The organism is Nocardia brevicatena NBRC 12119 (genome assembly GCF_000308495.1).
Classification (GTDB): Bacteria; Actinomycetota; Actinomycetes; order Mycobacteriales; family Mycobacteriaceae; genus Nocardia; species Nocardia brevicatena.
The window spans coordinates 88,903-114,013 of record NZ_BAFU01000073.1; the positions used below are offsets into that span (position 1 = coordinate 88,903).

Sequence of the window (25,111 nt, forward strand, 5' to 3'; positions counted from 1 at the left end):
GAACGGCCCGCGGCCGACGGGCGAAACATCGCACCGCCGGGTAGAGCCTAATGGACGCCGCCGGCCGCCCGTCCGTCCGGCCCGTCCGTCGACAGTCCGCACATGGCCCTGGAGCAGGCGCGGGTACGTTCAATGCCCACCGCTTCGATCGGCCTCCGGCGGCTCCATCTCGACCACCTCGGCGTCCACGATCTCCTCCGCGGAGTCGGCGGGGGTCGGGGGACGGACGATACCTTCGACCGGCTCGTCCTCGACCAGTTCGGCATCCAGTTCGACCCGCGGATCGGGATCCGCGGTGTAGACCTCGAGGGGGCTGTACCGGTCGTCCGGGACGAGTTCGTCGTCGGAGTGCTCCGAGGCGTCGGCGTCCGGGCCGGGCAGGTCGTCGGGGGAGTCCGGCAGGTCGGGGTCGCGGGCACGGTCGAAACCGGCGAGGTAGTCATCGTCGGACAGTTCGTCGTCGAAGTAGTCCTCGTAGTCCGGGTCGTACCGGGTATCGGAACGGCGCAGGATCGGTGTCCCGAACGAGACGACGAACAGCCTGGCGTATACCAGCCCCGCGTATCCGGTCAACGCCAGCCAGGCGAAGGTCACCGGCACGAAGATCAGCAGTTCCAGACCGATATGCCCGAAACCGCCGAGGGTGCCGTCGGCCAACCCGGCCGTCAGCGTCAAGGCGGCGGTCGCCAACGCCGCCGAACCCAGCAGGGCCCAGGGCGAACCGATCCGGTCGTAGGAGACCCGCGCGATCTCGATACCGCCGAGCACTCCCACGACCGCCGGGATCAGCAACAGCACCGGCCACCATACGGCGGGCGGTCCCGTGGGCACGGCCGCGAGCACCGGCACGGCGGGCACCGGCCCACCGACCACGGCGAATACGCCGACCGAGGCGTCGCCCAACTGCGCACCGGGCCCCACCAGCACCCCGACCGCCGCGACTGCCACATTCGGCAGGTACAGCAGGGACAGCACGGTCAGCCCGAGCACACCGACGATATTGCCGGCGTGTTGATAGCTCTCCCCGAGCCTCGACCACTGCACCAGGGCGGCGAGAACGACGACCACCGCACCCGCGCCGAGCAGCCGCAGCGCCATCCGCCCGGCCACATAGCCGGCCGCCACCACGTCGTAGGGGAGCCAATCGAATATCTGCTGCCGGCATCGCACCGCGACAGCGCAGGACGCCGCCCCCAGATGCAGGACCAGCACCCAGGTGAAGGCCGTCAACGGGTTCGGCGGTTGCAGCGGGACGACCCCGGACGCGTCCTCGGCGACGGCCAGGCAGACCGCGGTGATCAGCAGTGGACCGCCCACCGCCGCGCCGAACAGCCACCCCAGATCCGCCCGTGTCGGCTCCTCGTCGACCGCATGCAGGCATTCCCGGGTGGACGCCCACAGCAGTGCCATGGTCGGCAGCAGCGGCAGGATTCCCAGGGTGGTGGTGCCGATGACCAGCGGAACCTGGTGCACGGCAAGCCATGCGGCCGCCACTGCGCCGCTGACACCGGTGAGATCGCTGCCCGAGGTGAGCAGGGTGGCCAGTACCGCGAGCACGATGAGGGCGAGCGCGAGGGCCGCGGGCCGAGCGGCGACGAAGAGTAGCACCCGCGCGTGTTCGGGCGGCAACGACAACAGGCCCAGTTCCTCGGCCGGTTCCGCCGATGCGCTGCGGAATCCGGGGCTCTGACGGGCAAGCGAGTTACGCGGGGCACTCATGGAGTTCAGGGTGGCAGCTGCCCCGGCGCGAGCGGCTCAGGCGCGCCGCACCGGGGCGAGCGGCCGAGTTACTTGTTCTCGTCCGAGGGACGGAACGCCTTGGTGGCGTCGGAGGCCGGATCCGAACCCTGGTCACCGCCGAACGGCTGCCCCGGCTGGGCCGGCTGGCCGGGCTGCACCTGGCCGTAGGGCGCACCTTGCTGCTGGGCCTGGCCGTAGGGCGCACCCTGCTGGGGCTGCTGACCGTACTGCTGCCCCTGCTGCCCGTACGGTTGCTGACCGTAGGACGGCTGCTGACCGTACTGCTGCTGCCCCTGCTGCCCGTACGGCTGCTGACCGTAGCCCTGACCGTAGGGTACGGCCTGCTGGCCCTGCTGGGCATAGCCTTGCTGACCGTAGCCCTGCTGGGCCTGGCCGTAACCCTGCTGGGCCTGGCCGTAGCCCTGCTGGGCCTGACCGTAACCCTGCTGCTGGCCGTACCCGGTCGGGGCCGCCGGCCGCGACGAGGGCTCCGGCAGGATACCCGCCTGGAACAGCAACACGGCGACCGCGAGACCGGTCTGCACGAGCGCCAGCAACAGCACCAGCCAGAAACCTATCTCGGTCTTGGCACCGTCGGGGAAGTTGAACATCTGGAACAGCGCGGTGAAGAAGGCACCGGCCGCGACCGCGGCGGAGGCGCCGATCCAGTTCTGCTTCGGCAGCAGCGACAAACCGGCCAGCAGCGCGGCGATCAACACCAGCCCCGCCAGCGAAGGCTCGAACTCGAAAAGGTTCGCGGAGGTGTCCGCGCTGCTGAACCCGGACGGCGCATCGCTACCCACGTAGCTCAGGAAGCCGAGCAGGAAGTTGATCACACCGACCGCGGCGGCACCGATGGTCAGGAAGAACGGCAGGCCCTTTCCACCGGCGCCTGCAGCACTCGCACCTGCCGCACCCCCGGGCGCCGCCTGAACGGGATTGGACGGAACAGAGGGCGTCTGCGCGGGTTGGTTGTACCCCGAGCCCCCGGTCGGGTATGACATGTCGTCTTCTCCTAGGTCGAGTCATACGTATTTCACGGCTGATTCCATCTTGACGCTACTGCACACACGCGCCGAGAGCATCACCGAACAAGCCGAGTGTGGACAACCGAAAAGGCTGTACGGGCCGGGATACCCGCCGAACGGCGGTGGTCACACGACGGAGGCCGCCCGCGATACGCGGGCGGCCTCCGAATCGCTCGGGCACCCTCGATGCCAACCGACTGTCCGGTTAGGCGGAGATGCTGGCCTTCTCCAGGATCTCGCGCGCCAGGGCGGCGGTCTCGGACGGGGTCTTGCCGACCTTCACGCCCGCGGCCTCGAGGGCTTCCTTCTTCGCGGCGGCCGTACCCGAGGAACCGGAGACGATGGCGCCGGCGTGGCCCATGGTCTTGCCCTCGGGGGCGGTGAAGCCCGCGACGTAGCCGACGACCGGCTTGGTCACGTTCTCCTTGATGTAGGCCGCGGCCCGCTCCTCGGCGTCGCCGCCGATCTCGCCGATCATCACGATGAGCTTGGTCTCCGGGTCCTTCTCGAACGCCTCGATGGCGTCGATGTGGGTGGTGCCGATGACCGGGTCGCCGCCGATGCCGATGGAGGTCGAGAAGCCGAAGTCACGCAGCTCGTACATCATCTGGTAGGTCAGCGTGCCCGACTTCGATACCAGGCCGATCGGGCCCTTGCCGGTGATGTTGGCCGGGGTGATGCCCACCAGCGACTCGCCCGGGGTGATGATGCCGGGGCAGTTGGGGCCGATGATCCGGGTCTTGTTGCCCTTCTCCACGTTGTAGGCCCACGCGTAGGCGGTGTCCTGCACCGGGATGCCCTCGGTGATGACCACGAGCAGCGGGATCTCCGCGTCGATGGCCTCGATGATGGCGTCCTTGGCGAACTTCGGCGGCACGAAGGCGATCGACACGTCGGCGCCGGTCTCCTCGATGGCCTCGGCGACGGTGCCGAATACCGGCAGCTCGACGGCCGAGCCGTCCTTGGCGGTGTGCGACACGGTGGTGCCGGCCTTGCGGGCGTTGACACCGCCGACGACCCGAGTGCCCGCCTTCAGCATCAGCGCGGTGTGCTTGGTGCCCTCACCGCCGGTGATGCCCTGGACGATGACCTTGGAGTCCTTGTTCAGGAAGATAGACATTTCGGTTCTCTGTCCTTACTTGGCCGCAGCCAGTTCAGCGGCCTTGTCGGCGCCTTCGTCCATGGTCCGGGCGAGGGTCACCAGCGGGTGGTTGGCATCGACGAGGATCTTGCGACCCTCCTCGACCTTGTTGCCGTCGAGGCGGACGACCAGCGGCTTGTTGGCCTCCGAGCCCAGGATCTCCAGCGCCTTCACGATGCCGTTGGCGACCGCGTCACAGGCGGTGATACCACCGAACACGTTGACGAACACGCTCTTGACCTGAGAGTCGTTGAGGATGACGTCGAGACCGTTGGCCATCACCTCGGCCGAGGCACCGCCACCGATATCGAGGAAGTTGGCCGGCTTCACGCCGCTGTGCTTCTCACCGGCGTAGGCGACCACGTCCAGGGTCGACATGACCAGGCCGGCGCCGTTGCCGATGATGCCGACCTCACCGTCGAGCTTGACGTAGTTGAGGTCGTTCTCCTTGGCCTTGAGCTCCAGCGGATCGGTGGCGTCACGATCGGCGAACTCGGCGTGGTCGGGGTGGCGGAAGTCGGCGTTCTCGTCCAGGGTGACCTTGCCGTCCAGCGCCAGGATCTCGTTCTCCGGCGTGCGAACCAGCGGGTTCACCTCGACCAGGGTCGCGTCTTCGGCGACGAAGACCTCCCACAGCTTCTGAATGGTCACCGCGGCGGCGTCCAGCACGTCGGCGGGCAGGTGGCCCTGCTCGGCGATGGAGCGCGCGAAGGCCAGGTCCACACCCTTGACGGCGTCGACCGGCACCTTGGCCAGGCGGTCGGGCTTGGTGGCGGCCACCTCTTCGATCTCCATACCGCCCTCGACCGAGCACATGGCCAGGTAGGTGCGGTTGGCGCGATCGAGCAGGAAGGAGATGTAGTACTCCTCCGCGATGTCCTTGGCCTCGGCGACCAGAATCTTCTTGGTGACGTGACCCTTGATGTCCAGGCCCAGGATGTTGGAGGCGTGGGTGAAGGCGTCGTCCGGGGTGGCGGCGTACTTCACGCCACCGGCCTTACCACGGCCACCGGTTTTGACCTGGGCCTTGATCATCACCGGCTTGCCGATTTCCTGCGCAATGGCGCGGGCGTCCTCGGCAGTGTCTGTTACGCGGCCCTCCGACGAAGGCACTCCGTGCTTAACGAAGAGCTCCTTCGCCTGATATTCGAAGAGATCCATGTACTCACCGTCTCGTCTGCGTTGTAATGACAACGACTTTGTTGGCGGCCCGACGTCGGAAGCGGGTCGGGTCGGACTCTAACCACTTGTATGGACGGCCGATCGGGCACGTTCATAGTAAGTGGCGCAGGTCACGAGACCTTCGCCGGGGACGGCAAAACCGCTGGACAAGGCTACCGACGAGTAGCTTTTCGCGCATTGCGCGCACGCACCCCCGCATCCCTCGGCGCACCCGCTCGACGGTCCGCTTCCGCGGAGAACCGCTCTCCCAGCACCCCCGATCGGCGGGCCATGCCGTGCTGCTATCGTGATCGACCTCACGGAAGCACCGGCGAGGAACGCACCACTTGCCGCATCGCAATCATTTCGTTACCGTCAGAGGCGGTCGATGTCACGGCGCGATCACAAAACCTGATAGAAACCGTTGATCCCGCTGATATTTCGGCCTCAGTGAGCATGACAGGAGGACGGCAGCTTGAGGCAGCACCGCGCTCCGCAATGGCAGCACCGCGCACCCCAAGGTCCACGCGGTTCCACATCGCGCCGTTGCTGTTTCATACCCCGTCATTCCGTATTCAATCCCTCGGCGCCGCACCTCGGCACTGACGACTTCCGGATGCGACTCAGCCGATGAACCATCGCACCACCCCCCAATCCCCCCATCGCTCCCGGTCGGGTCATCGTTACCGCGACGACAGCGAGTCGTTCGACCACTTCTCCGCATTCGAGGCCCCGCAGGCCGACGCCCAGGCCCGCCGCCGGAACCACCTTCCCGCCGCGGCCGCCCAATACGCGGCCGCCCACGACAACGGCGCGACCTACAACTTCTGGGCCGACAACGACTCGTGGGCCAACAATCACGCCGACGCGGCCGACACCAACTGGTCCGCGGCCCCCGAGCAGAGCGCGTGGCCGGAGAGCCAGACCTGGGACGTGAGCCAGGACTGGCACGCCGAACAGCATCCGGACTGGCAGGCCGACCAGGCCTGGAACGCGGGCCAGGACTGGAACGAGGCCCGGTCCTGGACCGACGGCCACACCGGACCGGTCGAGACCTATTGGGGCAAGGCGCCGGCCGACCACCCCACCACCCTGGCGGCGGCCACCCAACGGGCGGACGAGGCCGCGGACCCCGACGACGCGATCGACTCGTCCGCTCCCGGCCGAAGGACCCGCACCGGCGGCGCACACCGGGTGCCCGCACCCCCGGGAGCCCTCAAGGGCCGGGCCGTGGCCGCCGCGGTGGCGGCCGGCGCGGTTGTCGCCGCGGGGCAGTGCGCGCTCGCCGATACCGGTGAACAGCAGCAGATCACGGACTACGAGGTCGCGGGCCACACCCAGGCGCTCGGTGCGGAACCGGTGAGCGACACGACCCAGACTGCGCAACCCGCCGCCGCCCATTCCCCGCAGATGCTGGCCGTCGAAGCGGAACCGCATATCAGCCAGTTCGGCGAAATGCTGCAGAACGGGCAGGAATATGCCAAACAGCTCGCGGAGGCCGAGGCGGCCAAGATGCGGCCGCTGTTCGCCAAGTTCGCCAACGGCGCCTTTACCTCCGGCTTCGGTGCGCGCTGGGGTGTGCAGCATTTGGGCGTCGATATCGCCGCCCCGATCGGCACCCCCATCTACGCGGTCGCCGACGGTACGGTGATCGACGCCGGCCCGGCCGCCGGGTTCGGCATGTGGGTACGGCTCCGGCACGAGGACGGCACGGTCACCGTCTACGGGCACGTCGACACCACCACCGTCTCGGTAGGCGAGTACGTGCTGGCGGGCGATCAGATCGCCACCGTGGGCAACCGAGGCTTCTCCACCGGTCCACACGTTCACTTCGAGGTCTGGCTCAACGGCAGCGACAAGATCGACCCGCTGCCGTGGCTGGCCACCCGGGGGATCAGCCTCGGCCAGCGGTCCGACTGACCGATCGGCCGCAGGCGGGCGGGCGGCGCCGAGAAAGGCGGCCGCCCCCGCTCACAGTTTGACCAGGGTACGGCTGTACTGCGGAATGAGCCGGATCTTGCCCGCGGTACCGAAGTCGATGGTGACGGTGGCCAGGGGGCCGAAACCGTCCGCGGCGATAACCCGGCCGAGACCGTATTTGTCGTCGCTCACCCGGTCGCCGACCGCGAGCACCAGATCGGCATTGTTGCGGGCGGCACGCGGCGCCGGGCGCCGCTCCCGAATCCCCGGGCGCGGCTCGGACCGGCCCGTCTCCGCCCATCCGTCGCCGCGGGTCCAGTCGCGTTCGAAGCCCTCGTCGCCCCGCCTGCGGCCCCGAACCGGAACGGCGGGCCCCTTGGGCTCCAACCGCTTCCAATCGATCAGATGGTCCGGGATCTCCTGCAGGAACCGGGACTCCGGATTCGATACCGGCTGCCCCCACCCGGACCGGACCACGGCGCGGGTGAGGTAGAGCCTGCGCCGAGCCCGGGTGATACCCACATAGGCCAGGCGGCGTTCCTCGGCCAGTTCGGCCGGATCTCCCAGGGCTCGCATATGCGGGAACTGGCCGTCCTCCCAGCCGGTGACGAAGACGACCGGGAATTCCAGACCCTTGGCGGTGTGCAGTGTCATGAGTGTGACCAGCCCGGAGCCCTCCGCCGGGATCTGGTCGGTATCGGCGACCAGGGACACTCGCTCGAGGAACGCGGCCAGTGAGCCGGGATCGGGTTCGCCCTCGGCCGGCTCGGGCACCAGTCCCTCGACGCGCGCGGCCTCGGCATTGTTGCGGGCCTCGGAACTGAACTCCCGTGCCACACTCACCAGTTCGTTGAGGTTGTCCAGCCGCGCGCCGTCCTGCGGGTCGTCGGAGGCCTCCAACTCCGCCCGGTAGCCGGTGCGGTCGAGGACCGCCTCGACCACCGCACCGACATCCGGGAAGTCCGCTTCGCCGGTTTCGCCGGCGGCCCGGATCTCGTCCAGCAGAGCGAGGAAGCCGGAAATGGCATTGCGCGCCCGGGTGTTCAGCAGAGCCACTTTGCCCTCGGCGGCGTCGCGCAGGGCGGCCGCGAAACCGATACCGCGCTGTTCGGCGTGTACCGCCACACAGGCTTCGGCCCGGTCGCCGATACCGCGGCGGGGCGTGTTGAGGATGCGCCGCATGCTCACCGCGTCCTCGGGGTTTTCCAGCACCCGCAGATAGGCGACGATATCGCGCACTTCCTTGCGCTCGTAGAAGCGGACGCCGCCCACGACCTTGTACGGCAGGCCCATTCGGATGAAGATCTCCTCCAGCGCCCGGGAGTTGTTGTTGGTTCGGTAGAACACCGCGATATCACCGTAGCCTGCCTCCCCCGCGTCCACCAGTCGGTCGATCTCCCGCGCCACGAAGGCCGCCTCGTCGTGTTCGTTGTCGGCGACATAACCGGTGATCAGCTCACCGTCGCCGGCGTCGGTCCACAGCCGTTTGTCCCGCCGGTTCTGATTGCGGGCGATCACGGCGTTTGCGGCGGACAGGATGTGCTGGGTGGAGCGGTAGTTCTGTTCCAGCAGAATCGTCTCGGCATCGGGGAAATCGCGTTCGAACTCCTCGATATTGCGGATGGTGGCGCCGCGGAAGGCATAGATGGACTGATCCGCGTCACCGACCACGCACAGTTCGCCGGCGGGAACGGCGGTGTGTTCGGTGGCCGCGTCACCATCGACCGGAGTATCACTGCCGGGAGCCCCCGCCGCGCCGTGCCCGACCAGTTCGCGCACCAGCACATACTGGGCATGGTTGGTGTCCTGGTATTCGTCGACCAGGACATGCCGGAAACGACGGCGGTAGTACTCGGCCACCTCGGGGTGGTTCTGCAGCAGCGCCACCGTCTCGCCGATCAGATCGTCGAAATCCAGCGCGTTGGCCGTGCGGAGTCGCCGCTGGTACTCGCCGTAGACCCGGGCGACGACACCGGGCAGTTCGGCAGGGTCCGATTCGGCGTCGACGGCGGCCTGTCGCGGACCGATGAGCTCGTTCTTCAGGTTGGAGATGGCCGTCGCCAGCAGACGGGCGGAGTACTTCTTGGGATCGATATCGAGATCCCGGACGATCATGGTGAGCAGGCGGCGGGAGTCGTCGGCGTCATAGATGGAGAAGTTGGAGTTCAACCCGGGCAATAGCGCCGCCTGGCTGCGCAGGATGCGCACACAACTGGAGTGGAAGGTCGAGACCCACATACTGGCCGCCTGCGGGCCCACCAGCCCGATAACCCGCTCACGCATCTCCGCGGCGGCCTTGTTGGTGAAGGTGATGGCGAGAATCTGCCCAGGCATGGCACCGCGTGCGGCCAGCAGGTAGGCGATCCGGCGGGTCAGCACCGCGGTTTTGCCCGAACCGGCGCCCGCCACGATGAGCAGCGGCGCCCCGGTGTGCAGCACGGCCGCCCGCTGCTGGGGATTGAGCCCGTCGAGCAGCCGTTCGACCTCATCCGCACGCCGCGCGGCCGCCTCGGCGCGCCGCTGCGCCTGTTCGGCCTGGATTCGCTGCTGTTGCGCCATCAGTCCGTCCGGAGCCGCGTCCGTCCGAATCGAATTTTCCTGCGCCCGCTGTCCGGGTGCCGGATCTCGATGTTCCGAAGCCACAGTGGTGTCCATCGTTGCTCAACGCTACCGGTGCGGGCCGACAGGATCGACCGTTCGGCCGGATCGGGGTCACGCGCGGATACCGAGATCAACACGATATGAACACCTACCGACGAGTCGGGAGCATCAGGGTGCGCCCAAGTGCGTCCGCTATCCTATCGTTAGCGTTTTGCATAGTTTGTCGACCGTGGCAGACTGGCTCCATGGTCAGACCTCCCATCGGGCATTCATTCCGGATCTGTGCCGGGCCGCGGGGTCGTGGACCTGGCACCTGAGCGCCCCATCGGGGAGATGCTGGGGGGACATTGCAACGCAAGGCCCGCATCGGGCCAGTTTTCACGGTGAAGGAACCGAAATCGGTAACGAGCACGACACCGCGGCCGATCCGGGTTCTGACACGAGGAGATGGAATATGAGCACCCCTGCCACGACGACCGGGTCGGATTCGGCTCTGCCCCACACCCAGGCCGAGATCGAGAAGCTCCGAAAGGAGATCGATCGGCTCGATGCGGAGATCCTCGCCGCTATCAAGCGGCGGACCGAGATCTCGCAGATCATCGGGCGGACCCGCATGGCGTCCGGTGGCCCCCGCCTGGTGCACAGTCGGGAGATGAAGGTGCTGGAGCGCTTCAGCGAACTGGGCCAGGAGGGCCATACCCTCGCCATGCTGCTGCTGCGCCTCGGGCGCGGCCGCCTCGGCCGCTAGCACGGTCGGCACGGTCCGTCTTCGACCGTGCACGTACCGGAGAAGACGGCCCACCCGGTGGGCCCGCCGAGCCGCCCATCTCCTCCGGCCCACCAGAACCGCGCGACGTTCCCCCGATCGTCGCTGCCCCATGACCGCCCCGGGTGTCTACGCCTCGGGGCGGTCATCTCGTTCCCGGGCGCCGGTCTTCTCCTCGGGTCGGCGTACGGGCGGGAACTCAGGTCACAGCGATGTATTTGGTCGACAGGTATTCCTCGATACCCTCGGTACCGCCCTCACGCCCGAATCCAGAGGCCTTGACACCCCCGAACGGCGCCGCCGGATCAGAGATGACACCGCGATTCACCCCGACCATCCCGCTCTCCAGCCCCTCCGCGACCCGCAGGGCGCGATCCAGGTCCCGGGTGTAGACGTAGCTCACCAGGCCGTATTCGGTGTCGTTGGCGGCGGCCAGGCCCTCTTCCTCGGTATCGAACCCGATGATCGGCGCCACCGGCCCGAACACCTCCTCACGCAGGATGCGGGCATCGGCGGGGATATCGGTGAGGACCGTCGCCGGATAGAACCAGCCGGGACCCTCGGGCGCCTTGCCGCCGAGTCGGACGGTGGCACCGGAAGAGACCGCGTCGTCGACCAGTTCCGCGACGGAGTTCAGTTGGTCTTCGCTGACCAGCGGGCCCAGGGTGCTGTCCGGATCGGTGCCCGGCCCCATCCGCACCTGCTCGCCCATCGCCCGCACCAACTTATCGGTGAACTCGTCCAATACCCCGCGCTGGACATGGAAACGGTTGGCCGCGGTGCACGCCTCACCGCCGTTGCGCAGCTTCGCCAGCATCGCTCCCGCGACGGCGTCGTCGATATCGGCGTCGTCGAAGACGACGAACGGCGCGTTGCCGCCGAGTTCCATCGATGTGCGCAGCAGACCACCCGCCGACTTCTCCACCAGCATTCGGCCGACTTCGGTGGACCCCGTGAAGGTGAGTTTGCGTAGCCGAGGGTCGTCGAGCAGCGGCTGGGTCACCGCGCCGGAATGTCGGGAGGTGATCACCGACAGCACCCCGTCGGGCAGCCCGGCCTCGCTGCACAGTTTGGCCAGCAGCAGCATGGTCAGCGGTGTGGCCGAGGCGGGTTTGACAATGATGGGACAGCCCGCGGCGAGCGCGGGGCCGATCTTGCGGGTGCCCATGGCCAGCGGGAAATTCCACGGCGTAATGGCCAGACAGGGCCCGACCGGCTGTTTGTGCACGATGATCCGGCCCGCCCCGGACGGCGCGCGCAGATAGCGACCGTGGACCCGCACCGCTTCCTCACTGAACCAGCGGAAGAACTCGGCGCCATAGCGCACCTCGTTACGACTCTCCGGGAGCGCCTTGCCCATTTCCAGGGTCATCAGCAGGGCGAATTCCTCGGCGCGGGCGGTGATCCGCTCATACACCGCCCGCAGGATCTCGCCGCGTTCCCGGGCAGAGGTGGCGGCCCATTCGGACTGAACGGCGACTGCCGCGTCCAGGGCGCGCACGGCGTCCTCCGGGCCGGCGTCGGCGACGTGGGTGAGGACCTGTCCGTCGGCCGGATTGTGCACCGGAAAGGTGCCTCCGCCGGCGGCGTCGACGGGCCCTCCTATCCACAATCGCGTCGGTACGGATTCGAGGAGTTCGTTGATCGACACCATGACGCCAGGCTATGCCCGATATCCCCGCGAGAACAGGACGCGGCCGCGGCCGGCGACACGCGTTTCGGGTGCCCGGCGAAGGTTTTCGGTGCGCCGAAACGCGGCGGCTTGTAACCTCGGCGGACGTGAGCAGCGACATCACCGCATCGGCGGCATGGCGGAAACTGCAGGATCACTACCGCGCGGTCTCCAACAGTCGGCTTCGGGACCTGTTCGCCGAGGATCCCGAACGCGGACGGGACCTGACCCTCACCGCGGGAGACCTGCACATCGACTACAGCAAGCACCGGGTGAACAGGGAGACACTCCGGCTGCTGGTGGAGCTGGCGCGTGAGGCGGGGGTGGCCGAACACCGGGACCGGATGTTCCGGGGCGAGCACATCAACACCTCCGAGAACCGGGCGGTCGGGCATATCGCCCTGCGGCTGCCCGCCGGGACCGCGCTGACCATCGACGGTGTGGACGCGGGTGCCGACGTACACCGGGTGCTGGACCGGATGGGCGAATTCGCCGAATCGGTGCGCTCGGGATCCTGGCGCGGCGCGACCGGCGAACGAATCCGCACCGTGGTCAATATCGGTATCGGCGGTTCCGATCTGGGGCCGGTCATGGTGCATCAGGCGCTGCGCCACTATGCCACGGCGGGAATCGACGCCCGGTTCGTATCGAATGTCGATCCCGCGGATCTGGTCGCGAAACTGGCCGGGCTGGACCCGGCCACCACCCTGTTCATCGTGGCGTCCAAGACCTTCTCCACCCTGGAGACGCTGACCAACGCCACGGCGGCCCGCCGCTGGCTGGCCGAGGCACTCGGCGAGGATGCGGTGGCCAAACATTTCGTCGCCGTGTCCACCAATACCGAGCGGGTGGCCGAGTTCGGTATCGATACGGCGAATATGTTCGGTTTCTGGGACTGGGTCGGCGGACGTTATTCGGTGGATTCCGCGATCGGACTGTCGGTGATGGTGACCGTGGGCCCGCGGCATTTCGCCGACTTCCTGGCCGGAATGCACGCCATCGACCGGCATTTCGCGAGCGCCCCCTTGGAGGAGAACGCGCCGGTGCTGCTGGGACTGCTCGGTGTGTGGTATTCGGACTTCTTCGGCGCGCAGACGCGGGCGGTGCTGCCGTATTCCAACGATCTGGCCCGTTTCCCGGCCTATCTACAACAGCTCACCATGGAGTCGAACGGCAAATCGGTGCGCGCCGACGGCACCCCGGTGACCACTTCGACCGGGGAGATCTTCTGGGGCGAACCGGGCACCAACGGCCAGCACGCCTTCTACCAGCTGCTGCATCAGGGCACCCGGCTGGTTCCGGCCGATTTCATCGGATTCGCCCGCCCCACCGACGATCTGCCCACCCGGGACGGTACCGGCAGTATGCACGACATCCTGATGAGCAACCTGTTCGCGCAGTCCAAGGTGCTGGCGTTCGGGAAGACGGCCGAGGAGATCGCCGACGAGGGCACCGCGGCCGACCTGGTGCCGCACAAGGTGATGCCCGGCAACCGGCCCAGCACTACCATCCTGGCGCCGCAGCTCACGCCTTCCGTGCTGGGGCAGCTGATCGCGCTCTACGAGCATCAGGTTTTCGTGGAGGGAAGTATCTGGGGCATCGACAGTTTCGACCAGTGGGGTGTGGAACTCGGCAAACAGCAGGCGCTGGCGCTGGCGCCGCTGCTCACCTCGGCGCAGGAACCCGCACCGCAGGACGACTCCTCCACCGACGGCCTGATCCGCTGGTATCGGGCGCACCGCTGACGCCGCGTGCCGAACGGCTCGGCGCGTCCGCGACAACCGGGGCGCGATTGCCGCGCGACCGGCGCCACCGCACGCGGGAACGAGCCGTGCCATGGCCGGCGGGCCGGATCACCAGGACGTGACGGGCAGCGTGAGCTGTGCCGCCGTGCGGTGGGCCAGGACGCGCAGCGCCGAGTCGCTGGGGATCCGATCAGGGTCGAGTCCCGCCAAGGTGAGGCTGTACTCGTCGGGCGTACGGCACAGGTAGCCCAACAGGTGGGTGCGGGGGCGGCGGGCGACGGTCAGGCCGGGGTGGATGGCGCGCGTGGCCACACCCGTGCACGGGTACGGGCCCAGCGTGAGGAGCCGCGACGGAAACGGCCCGATATTGGAGCAGAGGATGTCGCGTTCGCCGGCACCGCGGGACATCAGGTAGGCGAGCCGGTCCGGGACGACCTGCAGGATCTCCTCGGGAAGCCCACCCGGGCTCGATATACGGCGCCGATAGGCGAGCCGGCACTTCGTCCGGACCTCGGCCGGACCGTCGTCCGGGTCGACCGTGATCCCGGTCATCGCCAGATCGTTGTCGATACGCGGTTCGGCCCGGGTGTCGACCGGCAGGCTCGCCTCGATCCCCCGCGCCGGGAACCCGCTCGCCCACAGCGTATGCGCGACGAACCAGACGAACAGGCTGTTGGCGGTTCCACCGTGCTCGGCCGCCACCCGATCCCACCGGTTCACCGAACACCGCAGGACCACCCCGGTAACGGGCAGAGCCGTCGTGCGCACCGAACCGCTTCGCCATATGGGTCCGGTCGAAGGGCGAACGGATACACCGGCCCCCGGATCGCACGCGTCTCCGGCCGGTGCCCCCGCGGACACCCCGCGATCCCACGGACCACCCTCGTCCGCGCCCAGCGCTTCCACGGACACGACACGAGCCGGCGGACCGCACTTGTCCCTGTCACCGATCGATGACCTCGCGGACGCGCCGGACGTCGCCGCACCGCCCTGATCGGCGATACCCGTGGGCGAGCCCACCGGCAACCCGGACAGGCCGTGAACCGGCGGAGAGCCGACCGTCCACCGGCCGGTGGCGGAGGCCGGACAGCCCCGATCGCCCCTGTCGGCGTCCGCACCCCAGGCCGAGCCCGGCGACCGGAAGAACCGAACGATATCACCGGACAACGCTCTGACCGTCCCGCCGACAACCACCGACCACTGCCGCCGGGCGTCTCCCCAGTCCGTTCCCGGCGTTCCGGCTCCCGCGGATACCGGACGAACCGAAGTACCACCGGGCGGATTCCCGAGATAGGGGTCTTCCCCTCCCGGATACGGTTCACCGAGCTCTGCGCCATACCCGAAACCCGGCCCATCCGCCGAATCGCCCACCCCCGCGTTTCCCCGACCCGGGGGCACCGAAGCGCGGTTCAGCGCTTCCAACGCGTCCTCGACGGCCAGGATCAGCCCCCTGGCGTCCGCCAGGACATGCGAGCAGGTGAGGGCGACCACGGTGCCGCCGTCGTCCACCGCGGTCGCGGACAAACGCCAGCCCGGACCGTGTTCGGGATCGAGATCATCGCCTCGGGTATCGGCCCAGGCGAGAACCTCGGCTGCGGGGATCGGCGCGGAGATGTAGTCGAACGGATGGGCCCGGACGGACCGCTGCCAGTAGGGCCGGGCACCGGGGACCCGAGAGCGGACCACGCGACGGCCGAGGGGCCCGGTCCGCAGCATCTCGTGCGTTCGCTCCAAGAGGGCGCGATCGACGCGGTCCGCGGTCCGCCACAACCCCTGCAACGCGATCGGTGTCCCCATCCCGTGATGCGCCCGCAGGAAGATCTCGTCGACGACGCTCAGCCTGTGCATACGCTCAGACCGGGCCGGTGCTCACCGGCCGTCCACGGCTGTCGTGCCGCCGACACGGCAACGGGGCGGCCCCGGCCGCCCGTTCGGACGTGCCCGTACATTCAGCGGAATTCACCACGCCCCTCCCCCGCCGCGAACTTCCGCGGCCCCTCCAGATCGCCCGCCATAAGCGTGGCCATCCCGTGTTCGAATTCGTTGCGCATGGCCGTCGACTCGTCCATCCCTTCCTGCTCGAGTACCGACAGCCGGTCCGAGCGCAGACAGGTCTGCGGCAGCGTGGCGAGCTGACCGGCGATCTCCTCGGCCACCCGGCGGGCGTCGCCGGTGGGGACGACCCTGCTCACCAACCCCATCTGCAATGCCTCGGGCGCGCTCACCGGACGTCCGGTGAGGATCATGTCCATGGCCCGCCCGGTGCCGATGAGCCGCGGCAGCCGGACCGTCCCCCCGTCGATCAGCGGAACACCCCACCGGCGGCAGTACACCCCGAAGGTGCTGTCCTGTTCGGCGACGCGCATATCGCACCACAGCGCGAGTTCCAGACCGCCCGCGACGGCATAACCGGAGACGGCGGCGACGACCGGTTTGGACAGCCGCAGCCGGGTGGGGCCCATGGGGCCGTCACCGTCCGGCGTGAGCCGGTTGGATTTCTCACCGCCCATCGCCTTGAGATCGGCTCCGGCGCAGAAGGTACCGCCCTCGCCCCAGAGCACGGCGACCGCCGCGGTGGGATCGGCGTCGAAGGCACGAAACGCGTCGGCCAGCGCTGCGGCCGTGGGGCCGTCGACGGCGTTGCGGGCCTGCGGCCGGTGCAGGATTACCGTGGTAACCGGGCCCGCGTGTTCAACTCGTACGCTCACACCTCGACCTTACGGGTACACGCGTTGCGCGAAGAAGAGAATCGATACCAGTCCAGGAGTGCCCGATGCCGACGCACGAAGTCTTCAACCAGGTGCCGCCGATCGCGCCGTTCGACCTGTCCCACAATCCGGCGCTTCTGGAAGGCCTGCACCGCGAAGGAGCGGGCTGGGCCGAACCGGAGGTGCGCGAACTCGGAGTATTCGCGGGGTCGGAAGAAGTACAGGACTGGGGGCGGCTGGCCAACGAGTATCCGCCGGTCCTGCACACGCATGACCGCTACGGCCACCGCGTCGACGAGGTGGAGTTCCATCCGCACTGGCACGATCTGATGCGGGTCGCGGTCCGGCACGGCCTGCACGCCACACCCTGGACCGACAACCGTCCCGGCGCCCATGCGGCGCGGGCGGCGAAATTCTTCACCTGGGGCGGTGCGGAGGCCGGGCACATGTGCCCGATCTCCATGACCTACGCCGTCGTCCCGGCGCTACGCCACAATCCGGAGTTGGCGGCGAAATACGAACCGCTGCTGGCCTCGACCACCTACGATTTCGGCCTGCGCGAACCGTCCACCAAGGCCGGGCTCATCGCGGGTATGTCGATGACCGAGAAACAGGGCGGCTCCGACGTCCGCGCCAACACCACCACCGCGACCCCGCAGCCCGACGGCTCCTACCGCATCGTCGGGCACAAATGGTTCACCTCCGCCCCGATGTCGGATATGTTCCTCACCCTGGCGCAGGCACCGGGTGGCCTGTCGTGTTTCCTGCTGCCGAGAGTGCTGCCGGACGGAACCCGCAACCCGATCCGGATCATGCGACTCAAGGACAAACTGGGCAACAAGTCCAACGCCTCGTCGGAGATCGAATACGAGAACGCCACCGGTTGGCTGATCGGCGCGGACGGTGGCGGGGTGAAGACCATCATCGAAATGGTGAACATGACCCGGTTGGACTGTGTGATCGGCTCGGCGACCGGTATGCGCACCGGTACCGTGCTCGCGGTCCACCACGCACGCCACCGCAAGGCGTTCGGCGCAGCGCTGGTCGACCAGCCGGCCATGCGCAACGTCCTGGCCGATCTGGTGATCGAATCCGACGCCGCCACCACGGTGATGATGCGGCTGGCCGGCGCCACCGATCGGGCGGGCGGCGACCCGGCCGAGGCGGCACTGCGTCGGATCGCGCTGGCGGTGACCAAATACTGGGTGTGCAAGCGGGCGCCGGCGCATGCCGCGGAGGCGCTGGAATGCTTCGGTGGCAACGGCTACACCGAGGAGTCCGGGATGCCTCGGCTGTACCGGGAGGCGCCGCTCATGTCCATCTGGGAGGGGTCGGGCAATGTCGCGGCATTGGACGCGCTGCGGGCCATGGGACGCAACCCGGAGACGGTGGAGGCGTATTTCGCCGAGGTGTCCCTGGCCAAGGGCGAGAATCCGCGGCTGGACGACGCGATCGCCCGGGTGGGCAAGGAACTGGCCGACCTCTCCGATATCGAGTACCGGTCCCGGCGAGTGGTCGAGCTGATGGCGTTGGTGCTGCAGGGTGCGCAGCTGGTGCGGCACGGGCACGCGGCCGTGGCGGACGCGTTCTGCGCCACTCGGCTCGGATATGACTGGGGTATGGCCTTCGGTACCCTGCCGACCGGTGTGGACACCGCGGCCATCATCGAGCGCGCGTTCGTCTGAGTTCCGTCGGGGACGATCGCGCCCCTCAGCGGGTCGGGGGCGCGATCTTCCAATGCTCGTGCAGCGCCCCCGCGATCTCGGGCAGGACCGTCACCGGCACCTTCTTCCGCCGCAGCATGTCCCGGATCTCATTCACCTGTTCCTGTTTGCGCAGATCGTAGGCGCCGGACACCGGCCCGGCGACGGGCGGGATGGACAGCAGCACCAGTTCCCGGTGTGGTTCCGTACCGCCGTTCAGGTCGAGGGCCAGCGACCATCGGGCCCGCTCGTCGAGGCCGAACCGCCCCGCCACCACACGACCCCAGTCGATGCTGTCCACCGACCACGGGGTGCGGCGGTAGATGGCCTGTTCGGTGAGGATGACGGCATCCCGGGTGAACAGGGCGAACAGGGCCGCGGTCGCGGCAACGGCCCCGATGAACAGTCCGGTGACCACGCGGTGCAGGCCGAACAGCAGCACCGTCGCCACACAGACCACCACCACGATCCCGAGGCCGAACAGGCCGTAGCCCAGTACCCGACGGTGGGGCACGACGCCCGCATGCACCGCTTTCATCTCGTCTCCCGATTCGCTCGCAACACCCCACCGGCGGTGTTCCGGGCCACACGGTACCGGCTGCCGGTCGTCGAGTGCCTGCTCAGGCGTGCAGGGCGACTGCGGCCTCGGCGGTGTACACGTTGAAGGCCAGGCTCTGCTGGAAATACAGTTCGACGGTTTCGGGGGTGTGGTTCAGATAGCCGATGGACAGGTCCTGCCCCAGCGCCAGGTCGAAATCGCCACCGCGGGTGCTGAGGACGAACGCGCCGTCGATGGCGGGCGCCCAGATGATCTCGCCGCCGGGCACGATGCGTTCGATATGGGTGCGCAGCGGATGTCCGTGATCGGAGATCTCGCTGACCTTGGTGTACAGGTCCGCACTGAGCAGCACCGCGTACGGCCCGTCCACTCCGGCCAGTCCGAGCTTGCTCAACGCTTGGGCGATCACCTCCGGGACCGTCAGCGGATCGGCGGGCAACTGGAGCGGCTCATTGGACAGGGCGGCGCGGATACCGGTGATACCGGCGGCCGGATAGCCCTCGAAGACGGCGCGGTCCTCGGCGAAGGCGATCCTGCGGGCGGCGTCCTTGACCGCGTCCAGGTCGGTGTCGCGGGCACCGCGTTCGACATTGTCGAGCTCCTCGCGCGACAGCGTGAACGGCGCCCGCAGCTCCACCAGCGGTGCCACTATCCGCTGCCGGGCCTGCACTCCCTCGTCGGGCGCGGCGATGGGAACGGTCCGGCCCAGTCCGACCGCGGAAAAGGCGAAGCCGTGCGGACCGGAGACATCGACCACCCGGCGGCCGGCGATATGCCGTTTGAACGTCCTGGTCGCTTCCTCCTCGATCGCCGACCATGCCGCGGCGGTGATCGGGGCGAGTTCGCGGTGGAGGTTGTTCATACGGGGGTGCTCCTTTTCAGGGTGCCGATACCGAGGGAGCCGTCCGAGCCGCGCATCGGGGTGTCGGCGGTATCGGCGGCGCCGGGTGACTCGGGCAGTGCGTCGAAGAAGTCCTGGGTGGGGACGAAGAACAGCGAGCCGGTGACGGCGGTGGAGAAATCCAGAATGCGGTCGTGAGGAGCCTCGTCGGTGCCGAGGAACATGCGTTCCAGCATGGTTTCGGTGACGCGCGGGGTGGCCGAATAGCCGACGAAATAGGTGCCGAATTCGCCGCCGCGGATACTGCCGAAAGGCATATTGGCGCGCAGGATCTGCCGTTCGGTGCCGTCCGGTTCGACCACCACCGCCACGGCGATATGGGAATCGGCGGGTTTGTCGTCCTCGGCGAACTCGAAATCGTCGAGTTTGGTTCGCCCGATCACCCGTTCCTGCTCGGGCACCGGCAGCGACCGCCAAGCGGTCATATCGTGCAGATACTTCTGCACGATCACATAGCTGCCGCCGCGGAAGTCGGGGTCCTCGTCACCGACGAACACGGCACGTCCGGCGGGGGAATCCGGCAGTGTCCCCTCCGGGTTCTCCGTACCGTCGACGAACCCGAGCAGATCACGCTGTTCGAAATACCGGAACCCGACGGTCTCGTCGACGAAGGCGACCGCATCCCCCAACCGGTCGGCGATGGCCATGGCCAGTTCGAAACAGGCGTCGTGCACCTGGGCGCGGATATGGAACAGCAGATCACCGGGTGTGGCCGGTGCATGGTGCCGCGGGCCCGCGTAGCCGGGGAACTCGTGCAGTTCGGCCGGACGGGGTCCGGCGAACAACCGATCCCAGGCCGCCGCCCCGATCCCGGCGATGCAGCTCAGATCGGCGCCGGGCAGCCGGAACCCGACCGAACGCCGTAGCCCCGGAAGGTCTTCGAGCAGACCCCGTACCGCCTCTTCGCCGCCGGCGCCGACGGTGGCGACGAGGAACAGGGCGGCAGGGGTGAGCGGGTCGAGGATGGGCTGCGGCTCACTCATATCGGCAGCCTATCGATCCCGGCCGACCCCGCCCGGCGGTGACACCGGCGGCCACCGGCACTACATCGCCACGGTCAACAGGAACGCGACATCGTCGACCGCCTTGACACTGTGCCGCGCCTTGGGGACCACGAGCAGATCACCGGACGAACCCTTCCATTCGTTGGTGCCGCTGATGAGGGTGAGAGTCCCGGAGAGCACCAGCAGGGTGGCCTCTCCGTTGTTATCGTGTTCGGCCAGGCTTTGACCGGCGGTGAGAGCCACCACGGTTTGGCGGAGCGAATGCGCGTGACCGCCGAAGACCGTTTGCGAGCTGCGGCCGCTCGTCGCGGTGTAGGCCAGCTTGAGCTGCTGGCGGGCGAGGGCTGTCAGCGATTTCTTGTCCATGAACCGCCTTTCGCAGGGCACTCCCGCGAGCGGGCTGCTCTCGCGGGCTGTCAACCCGAGTATGCCCGACCCCGGCCCGGGGTTTCGGTGTTTTCCGGGTCGCTCGCGTGAGGCGGGTGATTTCCGGTCAGGCTCGCACGAACCGGCGGATACGGTAGCGCAAACCGCCCGAGGATCGCGACCACGCGTCGTCGTCACGAGTATGCCATTCGGGGCCGAGGGCCGGCGCGTAGGTGTCGCCGTGGATATCGCTGTCCACCTCGGTGACAAGCAGTTCCGTCGCGTGCGGCAGGGCGACCCGGTAGATCTCGCCGCCGCCGATGACCCAGACGTCCTCCGGGAGCGTGATCCGCAGTGCCTCTTCGACCGATCCGGCGCGCTCGGCGCCGTCACCCTCCCACGCCGCCTGCCTGCTGACCACGATATTGCGGCGTCCCGGCAACGGGCGGAACCGTCCGGGCAGCGAATCCCAGGTCCGTCTGCCCATCACCACCGGATGTCCCATGGTGACGGCCTTGAACCGGGCCATATCCTCCGGTATCCGCCAGGGAATGGTGTTGTCGGCGCCGATCACCCCGCGCGGGGTCTGCGCCCAGACGAGGCCGACGGCGCGGGTGGAGCGGTTCGCGGTCACACCGCCACCGGCGCCTTGATCGCCGGATGGCACCGGTAGTCGACGACCTCCACGTCCTCGTAACGGTAGTCGAACAGAGATGCGGCCCGACGCAGGCGCAGCGTGGGGAACGGGTACGGGGTGCGGCTCAGCTGTTCGGTGACCTGCTCGACATGGTTGTCGTAGATATGGCAGTCGCCGCCGGTCCAGATGAAATCACCGGGCTCGAACCCGGTCTGTTGGGCGACCATGCGGGTGAGCAGCGCGTAACCGGCGATATTGAACGGCACTCCGAGGAACAGGTCGGCGCTGCGCTGGTACAGCTGACAGGAGAGCCTGCCGTCGGCGACATAGAACTGGAACAGCGCATGGCAGGGGGCCAGCGCCATCTTGTCCAGGTCGGCGACATTCCAGGCGGAGACGATCATGCGCCGCGAATCCGGGTCGGTGCGCAGAGTGTGCAGCAACTCGCCGATCTGATCGATATGCCGGCCGTCCGGGGTGGGCCAAGAACGCCACTGCACGCCGTAGACCGGGCCCAGTTCCCCGGCGGAATCCGCCCATTCGTCCCAGATCGTCACGCCGTTGTCCTGCAGCCAGCGCACATTGGCGTCACCACGCAGGAACCACAGCAGTTCGTAGACGATGGATTTGAGATGCACCTTCTTGGTGGTGATCAAGGGGAACCCGGCGGACAGGTCGTAACGCAGCTGGTGGCCGAAGACGCTGCGGGTGCCGATGCCGGTGCGGTCCGCCTTCGCGGCGCCGGAGCCGAGGACGAGCCGAAGCAGATCTTCGTATTGGGTGTCCGGGCGTCGCGGCTCCGGGATCTGGGTGTTCGCTGCGCTGGCCACGTGGCGAGCTTACTGTGTTTTATTGCGCCGCCTTCGGCGGCGCGGGTCGGGGGCGGGCTCCAACCACCTGGGTGGGCGTCCGATCGGGGCGGGTGGCTCGAACCGGGTGGGGGGTTCCTGCGAAGCTGGGATCATGCGCGAGCTGTACGTGATCGGTATCGGCGCCGGTGACCCCGATCAGGTGACGGTGCAGGCGATCAAGGCCATGCGGCGGGTCGACGTGTTCTTCGTGATCGGTAAGGGGGCCGAGAAACAGGAGCTCGTCGATGTGCGCACCGCAATACTCACCGAACACGTGGACCGCCCGTACCGGATCGTGGAGATTCCCGACCCGCCGCGCGACCGCGACCCCGCCGACTACCGGGGCGAGGTCGGGGACTGGCACGAACGGCGTTCGCTGCTGTTGGAGGAGGCGTTCGCGCAGAGCGACGGCGTCGGTGGGATTCTCGTCTGGGGTGATCCGTCGCTCTACGACAGCACTCTGCGCATGGTGCAACGGGTGCTCGCCCGTGGCGCGCTCGACTTCGACTACACCGTGATCCCCGGGGTGACCAGTGTGCAGGCGCTGGCCGCCCGGTACCGCACGGTACTGCACCGGATCGGCGAACCCGTGCACATCACCACCGGTCGGCGGCTGCGCGCCGAGGGTCTCGGCGACCGGTCGACGGTGGTGATGCTGGACGGCGACTGCGCGTTCACCGAACTGTCCCCGGATGCCCACATCCGGTGGGGCGCTTATCTCGGGATGCCCGACGAAACCTTGATCGCGGGTCGGGTCGGCGACGTCTCCGCCGAGATCGTGCGTCGCCGCGCCGAACTGCGCGCACGCAAGGGCTGGATCATGGACACCTATCTGCTCCGGCCGCCGGACGGGGCCGCCGACGATTGAACGGAGATTCGGCGGCACGGTCGTAGCATGGTCTGCATGACCGAACAGGACATTCTCGGGCGTATCAAGGAACTGGTCGACCACGAGCACGACCTGCGGTCGCGGGCCGAGCACGGTGAGCTCGATCCTCGGGAGGAGCGCCGAAAACTGGCCGAGATGGAGGTCATGCTCGATCAGTGCTGGGATCTGCTGCGGCAGCGGCGGGCCCGACTCGACGCGGGTAGGTCCCCGGACGAGGTCGCACCCAACTCGGCCGCGCAGGTCGAGGGCTACCTCCAGTAGCGCCGCCGAGTGAGCAACGTCGACTACGACGTCATCGTGCTCGGTGGCGGTCCGGCCGGCGAGATCGCCGCCGCGTATGCCATTGTGGGCAGCTCCCGCACCGCCGCCATCGTCGAGCGGGAACGGCTCGGCGGGGAATGCTCCTATTGGGCGTGTATCCCCAGCAAGGCACTGTTGCGGCCGGGGCATGTGCTGTCCGCGGCGCGGGCCCTGCCGGGTGTGCGGGCCGAGGGGCTCGATATCGAGGCGGTGCTGCGCCGCCGCGACGAATTCGTCCACACCCACGGCCGCGACCACGACGATTCGAGTCAGGTCGAATGGGCTTCGCAGAGCAAAATCGACGTGATCCGCGGTGTCGGCCGGCTCACCGATCCGTATCGGGTGCGGGTCGGAGATCGGACGCTACGCGCCCGGCATGCCGTGGTGGTCGCCACCGGCAGCCGCGCCGCGGTGCCCGATATCCCCGGGCTGCGCGCCGCTCTCCCCTGGACCTCACGCGATGCCACCAATCTGCATGAGATTCCCGAACGGGTGGTGCTGGTCGGCGGGGGCGTGGTGGCGTGTGAGGCGGCGACCTGGCTGTCGTCGCTCGGCGCCGAGGTCACCGTGCTGGTGCGCGGGTCGGCACTGCTCGCCGCCGCGGAACCGTTCGCCGGGCAGCGGGTGGCGGCCGCGCTCGCCGAGCGCGGCGTGGACATCCGATTCGGCACCCAACCGGTGCGGGTCGAGCGGGACTCGCCCGCGGCGACCGGGGAGGGGCGGATTCACGGTGGCACGGTCACCGTCACCGCACGTGGTCCCGACGGCGAGTCCGTGTTCACCGCCGATGAGATCCTGGTGGCCGCCGGAAGAACACCGAACACCGACGACCTGGGCCTGGAAGGGCTGGGCCTGGAACCCGGTTATCTCGAGGTCGACGATCAGCTCGCCGTGCTCGGCGTACCCGGTGACTGGCTCTACGCTGTGGGGGATGTGAACCATCGTGCCGCCCTCACCCATATGGGCAAATATCAGGGTCGGGTCTGCGGTGACGTGATCGCCGCCCGGGCCGAGGGCCGCCCGCTCGACCGACCGCGGTTCACCGCGACCGCCGACCACAACCGGATACCGCAGGTGGTCTTCACCGAGCCGGAGGTCGCTTCGGTCGGGCTCACCGAGGCCGCGGCACAGCGCGCAGGGTATGCGGTACGGGCGATACAACTCGATATCGCGGTCGCCGGGTCGTCGCTGGCGCGTGACGGATATTCGGGTACGGCCGCGGTGGTGGTGGATACCGCGACCGACACTCTGCTCGGAGCGACATTCGTGGGCCCGGGAGTGGGCGAGCAGCTGCATGCCGCCACTGTCGCGATAGTCGGCCGGGTCCCCCTCGACACCCTGTGGCACGCGGTACCCGCCTACCCGACGGTCAGTGAATTCTGGCTGCACCTACTGGAGCGTTACCACGAATAGTTACCA

Annotated in this window: 20 protein-coding genes and 1 pseudogene; 7 read left to right on the plus strand and 14 right to left on the minus strand. The window is 68.3% G+C overall.

Features of this window, described 5'->3' with window-relative positions; genetic code table 11:
* Window positions 1-129: 129 nt before the first annotated feature.
* The 4 genes from ON20_RS21750 to sucC all read right to left on the minus strand — a co-directional run bounded on the left by ON20_RS21750 (window position 130) and on the right by sucC (window position 5,070).
* The gene (locus ON20_RS21750; protein WP_040838078.1) at window positions 130-1,719 is read right to left on the minus strand and encodes a cell division protein PerM; all 1,590 of its coding nucleotides are present in this window, start codon (window positions 1,717-1,719) and stop codon (window positions 130-132) included.
* Window positions 1,720-1,787: 68 nt separating this feature from the next.
* Window positions 1,788-2,744 (minus strand): DUF5336 domain-containing protein, encoded by a 957-nt coding sequence (locus ON20_RS21755; RefSeq protein WP_040838079.1) that lies wholly within the window; start codon window positions 2,742-2,744, stop codon window positions 1,788-1,790.
* A gap of 229 nt (window positions 2,745-2,973) precedes the next feature.
* Window positions 2,974-3,888: a succinate--CoA ligase subunit alpha gene (gene sucD / locus ON20_RS21760; RefSeq protein ID WP_040838080.1), complete on the minus strand. Its 915-nt coding sequence runs from the start codon at window positions 3,886-3,888 to the stop codon at window positions 2,974-2,976.
* Window positions 3,889-3,903: 15 nt separating this feature from the next.
* The gene (gene sucC / locus ON20_RS21765; RefSeq protein ID WP_040838081.1) at window positions 3,904-5,070 is read right to left on the minus strand and encodes an ADP-forming succinate--CoA ligase subunit beta; all 1,167 of its coding nucleotides are present in this window, start codon (window positions 5,068-5,070) and stop codon (window positions 3,904-3,906) included.
* A 1,092-nt stretch (window positions 5,071-6,162) separates the two neighbouring features.
* Between sucC and ON20_RS41065 the strand changes: the two genes are divergently transcribed.
* Window positions 6,163-6,990: a M23 family metallopeptidase gene (locus ON20_RS41065; RefSeq protein ID WP_438803430.1), complete on the plus strand. Its 828-nt coding sequence runs from the start codon at window positions 6,163-6,165 to the stop codon at window positions 6,988-6,990.
* Between the two features lie 543 nt (window positions 6,991-7,533).
* Here ON20_RS41065 and ON20_RS21775 read toward each other — a convergent pair.
* Window positions 7,534-9,645, minus strand: a pseudogene (locus ON20_RS21775) (UvrD-helicase domain-containing protein); the annotation flags it as partial.
* Between the two features lie 400 nt (window positions 9,646-10,045).
* Between ON20_RS21775 and ON20_RS21780 the strand changes: the two are divergent.
* A complete protein-coding gene (locus ON20_RS21780) occupies window positions 10,046-10,339 on the plus strand; it encodes a chorismate mutase (protein WP_040838083.1) in 294 nt (97 codons plus the stop codon).
* A 217-nt stretch (window positions 10,340-10,556) separates the two neighbouring features.
* On the opposite strand, the gene ON20_RS21785 is transcribed toward ON20_RS21780, so the two are convergent.
* Window positions 10,557-12,011 carry an NAD-dependent succinate-semialdehyde dehydrogenase gene (locus ON20_RS21785; RefSeq protein WP_040838085.1) on the minus strand — a complete coding sequence of 485 codons (1,455 nt, stop codon included), beginning with the start codon at window positions 12,009-12,011 and terminating at the stop codon, window positions 10,557-10,559.
* A 125-nt stretch (window positions 12,012-12,136) separates the two neighbouring features.
* Here ON20_RS21785 and pgi point away from each other — a divergent pair, with 125 nt between their 5' ends.
* Window positions 12,137-13,774 carry a glucose-6-phosphate isomerase gene (pgi, locus tag ON20_RS21790; protein WP_040838086.1) on the plus strand — a complete coding sequence of 546 codons (1,638 nt, stop codon included), beginning with the start codon at window positions 12,137-12,139 and terminating at the stop codon, window positions 13,772-13,774.
* Between the two features lie 108 nt (window positions 13,775-13,882).
* Here the strand turns inward: pgi and ON20_RS37660 are convergent, their stop codons facing one another.
* Together ON20_RS37660 and ON20_RS21805 are read right to left on the minus strand one after the other, a co-directional pair.
* Window positions 13,883-15,622 carry a hypothetical protein gene (locus ON20_RS37660; protein ID WP_051163025.1) on the minus strand — a complete coding sequence of 580 codons (1,740 nt, stop codon included), beginning with the start codon at window positions 15,620-15,622 and terminating at the stop codon, window positions 13,883-13,885.
* Between the two features lie 101 nt (window positions 15,623-15,723).
* Complete coding sequence (locus tag ON20_RS21805) at window positions 15,724-16,482, minus strand: crotonase/enoyl-CoA hydratase family protein (protein WP_040838088.1); 759 nt, start codon at window positions 16,480-16,482, stop codon at window positions 15,724-15,726.
* Between the two features lie 65 nt (window positions 16,483-16,547).
* On the opposite strand from ON20_RS21805, the gene ON20_RS21810 reads away from it, so the two are divergent.
* Entirely contained in the window at window positions 16,548-18,167 is a 1,620-nt protein-coding gene (locus ON20_RS21810; RefSeq protein ID WP_040838089.1) for an acyl-CoA dehydrogenase family protein, read from the plus strand.
* 25 nt (window positions 18,168-18,192) lie between these two features.
* On the opposite strand, the gene ON20_RS21815 is transcribed toward ON20_RS21810, so the two are convergent.
* The 6 genes from ON20_RS21815 to ON20_RS21840 all read right to left on the minus strand — a co-directional run bounded on the left by ON20_RS21815 (window position 18,193) and on the right by ON20_RS21840 (window position 22,482).
* A complete protein-coding gene (locus tag ON20_RS21815) occupies window positions 18,193-18,723 on the minus strand; it encodes a hypothetical protein (RefSeq protein ID WP_040838091.1) in 531 nt (176 codons plus the stop codon).
* A gap of 82 nt (window positions 18,724-18,805) precedes the next feature.
* Complete coding sequence (locus tag ON20_RS21820; protein WP_040838093.1) at window positions 18,806-19,606, minus strand: family 1 encapsulin nanocompartment shell protein; 801 nt, start codon at window positions 19,604-19,606, stop codon at window positions 18,806-18,808.
* Window positions 19,603-20,628 (minus strand): Dyp-type peroxidase, encoded by a 1,026-nt coding sequence (locus ON20_RS21825; protein ID WP_040838094.1) that lies wholly within the window; start codon window positions 20,626-20,628, stop codon window positions 19,603-19,605. Before ON20_RS21825 ends, ON20_RS21820 begins: the two co-directional genes overlap by 4 nt.
* A 60-nt stretch (window positions 20,629-20,688) precedes the next feature.
* Window positions 20,689-21,015, minus strand: coding sequence for a cupin domain-containing protein (locus ON20_RS21830; protein WP_040838096.1), 327 nt, complete (start codon window positions 21,013-21,015; stop codon window positions 20,689-20,691).
* 127 nt (window positions 21,016-21,142) lie between these two features.
* Window positions 21,143-21,649 (minus strand): dihydrofolate reductase, encoded by a 507-nt coding sequence (locus tag ON20_RS21835; RefSeq protein WP_040838097.1) that lies wholly within the window; start codon window positions 21,647-21,649, stop codon window positions 21,143-21,145.
* Complete coding sequence (locus ON20_RS21840) at window positions 21,646-22,482, minus strand: thymidylate synthase (protein WP_245547379.1); 837 nt, start codon at window positions 22,480-22,482, stop codon at window positions 21,646-21,648. Before ON20_RS21840 ends, ON20_RS21835 begins: the two co-directional genes overlap by 4 nt.
* A gap of 133 nt (window positions 22,483-22,615) precedes the next feature.
* Here ON20_RS21840 and cobF point away from each other — a divergent pair, with 133 nt between their 5' ends.
* From cobF to ON20_RS21855, 3 genes are read left to right on the plus strand one after another with little or no spacing between them, the layout of a single operon-like run.
* Window positions 22,616-23,371 (plus strand): precorrin-6A synthase (deacetylating), encoded by a 756-nt coding sequence (cobF, locus tag ON20_RS21845; protein ID WP_040838098.1) that lies wholly within the window; start codon window positions 22,616-22,618, stop codon window positions 23,369-23,371.
* A 36-nt stretch (window positions 23,372-23,407) separates the two neighbouring features.
* Entirely contained in the window at window positions 23,408-23,653 is a 246-nt protein-coding gene (locus ON20_RS21850; protein WP_040838099.1) for a DUF2630 family protein, read from the plus strand.
* A gap of 9 nt (window positions 23,654-23,662) precedes the next feature.
* Window positions 23,663-25,105: a dihydrolipoyl dehydrogenase family protein gene (locus ON20_RS21855; RefSeq protein ID WP_040838101.1), complete on the plus strand. Its 1,443-nt coding sequence runs from the start codon at window positions 23,663-23,665 to the stop codon at window positions 25,103-25,105.
* Window positions 25,106-25,111: the final 6 nt, after the last annotated feature.

Excerpts from the sequence above, each read along its gene's own strand:
- ON20_RS21750 (WP_040838078.1), bottom strand. The coding sequence starts at position 1,719 with ATGAGTGCCCCGCGTAACTCGCTTGCCCGTCAGAGCCCCGGATTCCGC.
- ON20_RS21755 (WP_040838079.1), bottom strand. The coding sequence starts at position 2,744 with ATGTCATACCCGACCGGGGGCTCGGGGTACAACCAACCCGCGCAGACG.
- sucD (WP_040838080.1), bottom strand. The coding sequence starts at position 3,888 with ATGTCTATCTTCCTGAACAAGGACTCCAAGGTCATCGTCCAGGGCATC.
- sucC (WP_040838081.1), bottom strand. The coding sequence starts at position 5,070 with ATGGATCTCTTCGAATATCAGGCGAAGGAGCTCTTCGTTAAGCACGGA.
- ON20_RS21780 (WP_040838083.1), top strand. The coding sequence starts at position 10,046 with ATGAGCACCCCTGCCACGACGACCGGGTCGGATTCGGCTCTGCCCCAC.
- ON20_RS21785 (WP_040838085.1), bottom strand. The coding sequence starts at position 12,011 with ATGGTGTCGATCAACGAACTCCTCGAATCCGTACCGACGCGATTGTGG.
- ON20_RS37660 (WP_051163025.1), bottom strand. The coding sequence starts at position 15,622 with ATGCACAGGCTGAGCGTCGTCGACGAGATCTTCCTGCGGGCGCATCAC.
- ON20_RS21810 (WP_040838089.1), top strand. The coding sequence starts at position 16,548 with ATGCCGACGCACGAAGTCTTCAACCAGGTGCCGCCGATCGCGCCGTTC.
- ON20_RS21815 (WP_040838091.1), bottom strand. The coding sequence starts at position 18,723 with ATGAAAGCGGTGCATGCGGGCGTCGTGCCCCACCGTCGGGTACTGGGC.
- ON20_RS21820 (WP_040838093.1), bottom strand. The coding sequence starts at position 19,606 with ATGAACAACCTCCACCGCGAACTCGCCCCGATCACCGCCGCGGCATGG.
- ON20_RS21825 (WP_040838094.1), bottom strand. The coding sequence starts at position 20,628 with ATGAGTGAGCCGCAGCCCATCCTCGACCCGCTCACCCCTGCCGCCCTG.
- ON20_RS21830 (WP_040838096.1), bottom strand. The coding sequence starts at position 21,015 with ATGGACAAGAAATCGCTGACAGCCCTCGCCCGCCAGCAGCTCAAGCTG.
- cobF (WP_040838098.1), top strand. The coding sequence starts at position 22,616 with ATGCGCGAGCTGTACGTGATCGGTATCGGCGCCGGTGACCCCGATCAG.
- ON20_RS21850 (WP_040838099.1), top strand. The coding sequence starts at position 23,408 with ATGACCGAACAGGACATTCTCGGGCGTATCAAGGAACTGGTCGACCAC.